Below are 4,737 nucleotides of genomic sequence, written 5' to 3' on the forward strand. Positions count from 1 at the left end.
TTACCGGTTCAGCACGCCACGCCCGTTCAACAGGGAATGCCGGTTCATTATGGGCAGATGGGTGCGGTACCCGCTATAGCTGCTAACACCGTTGCTCCTACTAGGGTTACCCCCAGCGGTGTCGTCCCTTCCATGGGATGTGGCTGTGATAGTGGGTCAAAGGCTTTGGTTTACGCAATCGGCACCATTGGCTATGACTTTGGCACAGAGGCTCGTCAAGATAGCTTTAAGCAGCTGATGCCCTTAGTGGATTCTCAAAACGTTAATAGAGAAGTTTCAGCAGAGAATGAAAATACTGAGACTGCTGTTCCTGCTAATCCATTTGATGTGAGGCAGATGACTAACTATCTTCTGGGTACTCCCATACTCGATGGCAATGGTGATCTGCAGCTAGATAGCCAGAACGACTATGAAGTCCGCCGTAATGAGGGAACAGACAACCTATCAGAAACTCAATCCCTGATTTGGACATTGAATCTAGAGCTGACCCCCATTTATGCTATTGAGGCGAAAGGTCCATCTGCTCAATTGGTGTACAAGCAATTGAGCAAGTTTCTAGAGGGGCAGGCTTTGCCACAAATTGCCCAGAACGATTACAACAAAGGATACATCGATAAAGTTTCAATCCCAGGAATTTTAACAGGTAAAACCGTTCAACTATTCTCTGGTCAAGTTGTTCCTGTACTTGAACTGTATAATCTGCGAGGACTGTACGGTTGGCACATTGAGATCTTAATCCAGGATGTCATTAACGCAGTTATGGCAGGCGGCATAGATGAAAGCCTGTTGAATCAATTGATTGAGGCGACCGATTATGCATTAAGAGCGTTTCTACAACGCATTTACTACGATCTGCGTAATCTTGGTCAAACCTCCCAAGAACGTGCTTTCAACTATGCTGCGACCAATGCCTTTCAGTTTGCAGATGCCTTAGTGACTGTACTACAGACTTCGTCGAGTTCAACTGCTGGGTCTATGCAGCTTGATACCATTGGGGTTGAACGAAGCCCCTTCTGCCGAGTCGATTCAGACTGCTGGGATGTCAAGCTTAAGTTCTTTGACCCAGAAAACGATAGACGAGCCAAAAAAATCCTGCGATATACAATTGATGTTAGCGATATTATGCCGGTGACCATGGGTCAACCCAGAATTTGGGATGCGCTCTAGTCAGATATTTTTTTTAAAAAAGGAGAAACGGCCATGAAATGTCCTAAGCAAGCTGTACCTGTTCAACGTCCTTCCACCTCAGCAGCAATATCTAACGAGAAAGGGGTTAAACCTAGCACTACTGCCTTTGAGGAAATACTGAGAGGGACATCAGGTGCATCAGGCTTGGAAGTAACCCTCAAATTCTGAGTCCAAATTGATTGGATTTGATGAGGGAAACTGGTCTGTGCTAGGTAGTTACAGACCCATCAACAACCATTAACAAAGGTAAACATCCATGACGCGATCAAGTTATGAAACTACCGAAGCAATCTGTACCCGTTAAAAGACCAGACCTGATTGACCCTTCCACAACAGTAGACCTGCAAATATTAATAGATGCAGGGGCAGTGGAGGAGTTGCGCAACCTTAAATTTGATTTACTTCATGGTGCCAACTATAACAATCCCATGAGATTCTTGATGCCAGCCAACTTCTGTGGCTGTCAGATATTCTCTGGACAGTCAAGAGCAAGATGCTCAGCTACCTATGGTGGGCTTTAGAGTTGAAGTATTGCTTAGCTTAGAAGTTGAGCGCCTCGCAGCCAAACCCCTAAAAATAGGGATAATAATGTATTTAACCGTATAAATCAGACATGGACAATTTACTAGCGCTATGGTATAATTAAAATAGGACACAGAGTTTTGCGACCATGCCAAAAAAAGTAGGAGCAACCAGGAAGATATCGACTCAAATCGTCCCTGTAGTGGGGATAGCAAAGTCGGTTGAGCTTGAGTTACTGTCTACTATGAAAAAACTTGGTGTGGTTCGCTCTGAGTCTTACAACAAATTGGGAAGCATTAGCTACTGGGGACTCGACTGGAAAAAAGCATACCCAGAAGTCAGGAGTTTTAGAAGTCCCGAATCCCTGGGATTGCCCTCTAAATTGATGGAATGGACGGTCAGTGATGTAGCCAAGGCCATTACAGCGAGCCAAGCTGCTTGCACTGAAGCGGTAATTAAAAAGGTTTACAAAAGGTTCCCTGGGAAAGATAACCAAAAGAAGCGGAAAGAGCTTTGCAAACAACTTAAGACCGTAGCTTTCCTCGATAACTCCCTCTTACACAGATTTGTCAGAAAGGAATTTCAGCGGGGACATTCTTGGGGTAAAAACCAGATAGTCTATCAACAAGGAGGGTACAAATGCAAAAGACTTTCCCGTAATACTTACCAGTTAGAAATAGCTGGATTAAAAAGAGGGAAGAGGAACAGGATAGTTGTTAGGTCTAACCGAAAAATAAAAGGACAAATAAGGTTAATCCACAACCAACTCCTGCAAAGATTTGAAATTCACTTCTTGGTAGACTATGGAACCGTAGAGATTTCATCTGAACGTCGGAGTATAGGAGTAGACAAGGGTTACACTGAGGCTTTCTATGACTCAGAGGGTCAAGCTCACGGAAAAGAACTAGGAAAAGTAGCCACCAAAAAGTCTGAGCGCATATGTGCAAAGAACCGGAACAGGGGTAAGCTTTGGGCACTTCATAGAAAACTAGAAAAAATAGACCCGGCCAAGTCGGCTCGAATACTCGAAAATAATCTGACCAGAAAAACAGAAAATCGCCGTTACAGAAAAAATCAATCAGAACTGACGGCGATAATAGGAGCAGCCTCTAAGTCTCTTTTTAATGGGGAATCTTTAAAGGTGTTTGCTGAAGATTTAACACAGCCGATCCGAAATAAGCGCCAGTCTAAGGCCGTGTCCCGCAAACTCAATAGTTGGATGAAAGGAGTTATGCGAGATTCTTTGCAGAAATGGGCTGATTGGACTGGCTCGCTTGTCACAGAAGTTCAGCCTAGTTACACGTCGCAAATTGACTCCAGAAATGGAACCCTGTTGGGGAAAAGGACTGGGGACAATTTTACCGGATTTGATGGGGTCGTGTTACAGGCTGACTGCAATGCTGCTAAGAACATCCTTGCCAGAGGTACAGACAAGGAGATTTCTCGGTACATGAACAAGACCGAGGTTCAGGCCGTATTGTTGCGTCGTACCGCGCGTTTTTTGAAAGGGATGGGACTTAGTCTGCTTGATGCAGTCGAGCTTGGATGGATTGACTCTAAGCATACCAAAACTAAGGCTTTCAAGGAACTCCTCAACGGGATTTGAGGAACGCCTAGAAAAGATGAGTGGAAGACTTACTCCAATGGTTCATGACCACTCCTCACTCAGGCAACAAGAAAATGCACCTTGACCGTTTGATATTGGTTTGTCCCAATTAATACCGGTTTAAGAGTATCCCGATTTGATGGTGTTGGCTCGACTAACTAACTCCAGGATTCAACTTAGTAATAAAAGCCATGAATATTCACCAGGCCATTTATCGAACAATAGCCAAAAAAAAAAGCAAACCTCCGAGTACCTCAGAAGCTGAGCCGACGGTTCAACTGACTGAAATTGTTGACAAATTATTGGCAAAGCTACAGAAACAAAGCAACCTGCAACATTTTTCCTGGGTTGTTCAAAACGACCCTAATCTGCAAGCAGAACTGAACAAGATAACGGATAAAGGTGCCTTTGTCGAACAATTGCTGGCTCTCGCCAAAACTCAGGGTGGTTACAACTTTGCCGCTCAAGATGTGATGACAATGCCTGGATCGTGGAGTGCTAATTCTGTTGAGGAGCTGATCTCAGCATTCTACAAATTGGCCCAGGGAAGCCTGGAACACTTTCTGACAGATGTTAAACAAGATCCAGCCTTGCAACAAAAGCTAAGTGAGAAGCTGCAGACAACAACTGACAAAGGCAACCTTGCCCAAGTTCTAGTCAAACTCGGTAAAGCGGAAGGTTATTCCTTTACAGCAGAAGATGTTGAAGAGGTCGCACAGGGAATCTGATTAAACTTGATTCAGGAGAAACGGTGATGAAACTTCCCATTCAAGCTGGGCATGTCCCCCCTTGGTTAGGGTATGTGTTAGGCGAAAACTCACATCTAATCAAGTAAGTAACAGCCTAGTTCAGGAGAAATAATCATGAAATTACCGAAACAAACTGCACCCATTCAACGAAAAGTTTCCGGGACTACCCTGTCCTTGAATAATGGTGTCAATGGTGTTGAAGCTAGTGACACTATAGATGATGTTCTTAGAGTTACGGAGGCTGTAGCTCCAATTGTAACTCCAGTTTTAACGGCAGCTATAGGCTCTCTTATCTAGCACTAATTGTCTCGTAGGAATGATCCTTCAGGAGTCTGAGCATGAGTCTTACTTCCTTACCCGTTCAAGACATCTCTGATACAGCCTTCCTCACAGCCTTCTATCGGGTTCTGGAGAGCGATCGCCCAGACGCTCATTTTCAGGATCCCTATGCCCGGATTTTGGCGGGAACTCGGGGACAGCAGGTGTTGCAGCAAATGCCCCAGCAGGAGGCCCACGCCCCTGGGTGTATCGTGCGCACCTGTGTTATGGACGAGTTGATTATCCAGAGTATTGAGCAAGGGGGAGTCGATGCAGTTCTGAACTTAGGAGCAGGACTTGATACCCGTGCCTACCGTCTGCCTGTACCAGCTTCACTCCTGTGGATTGAGGTTG

7 protein-coding genes are annotated in these 4,737 nt (G+C 45.0%); all 7 read left to right on the forward strand.

From position 1 onward, the window contains the following. Nucleotides 1–1,167, forward strand: a 1,167-nt coding sequence (locus F6K20_RS24785) for a cyanobactin maturation protease PatG family protein (RefSeq protein ID WP_502708872.1), incomplete at its 5' end; no start/stop codon positions are given. Nucleotides 1,168–1,200: 33 nt separating this feature from the next. Continuing rightward, nucleotides 1,201–1,356, forward strand: a complete 156-nt coding sequence (locus F6K20_RS24790) for a hypothetical protein (protein WP_008179625.1) — start codon at nucleotides 1,201–1,203, stop codon at nucleotides 1,354–1,356. Between the two features lie 104 nt (nucleotides 1,357–1,460). Further along, on the forward strand, nucleotides 1,461–1,709 hold the full coding sequence (locus F6K20_RS24795) for a cyanobactin biosynthesis system PatB/AcyB/McaB family protein (protein ID WP_008179623.1): 249 nt from the start codon (nucleotides 1,461–1,463) through the stop codon (nucleotides 1,707–1,709). A gap of 149 nt (nucleotides 1,710–1,858) precedes the next feature. Further along, nucleotides 1,859–3,316 carry a zinc ribbon domain-containing protein gene (locus F6K20_RS24800; RefSeq protein ID WP_287255365.1) on the forward strand — a complete coding sequence of 486 codons (1,458 nt, stop codon included), beginning with the start codon at nucleotides 1,859–1,861 and terminating at the stop codon, nucleotides 3,314–3,316. 191 nt (nucleotides 3,317–3,507) lie between these two features. After that, nucleotides 3,508–4,044 carry a Nif11-like leader peptide family natural product precursor gene (locus tag F6K20_RS24805; RefSeq protein ID WP_008179620.1) on the forward strand — a complete coding sequence of 179 codons (537 nt, stop codon included), beginning with the start codon at nucleotides 3,508–3,510 and terminating at the stop codon, nucleotides 4,042–4,044. Between the two features lie 135 nt (nucleotides 4,045–4,179). Continuing rightward, nucleotides 4,180–4,362 (forward strand): hypothetical protein, encoded by a 183-nt coding sequence (locus F6K20_RS24810; RefSeq protein ID WP_008179618.1) that lies wholly within the window; start codon nucleotides 4,180–4,182, stop codon nucleotides 4,360–4,362. Nucleotides 4,363–4,403: 41 nt separating this feature from the next. Then, the coding region (locus F6K20_RS24815; RefSeq protein WP_287296403.1) for a class I SAM-dependent methyltransferase at nucleotides 4,404–4,737 on the forward strand (334 nt) is incomplete at its 3' end.

Source organism: Moorena sp. SIO2C4, assembly GCF_010672485.1.
GTDB lineage: Bacteria > Cyanobacteriota > Cyanobacteriia > Cyanobacteriales > Coleofasciculaceae > Moorena > Moorena producens.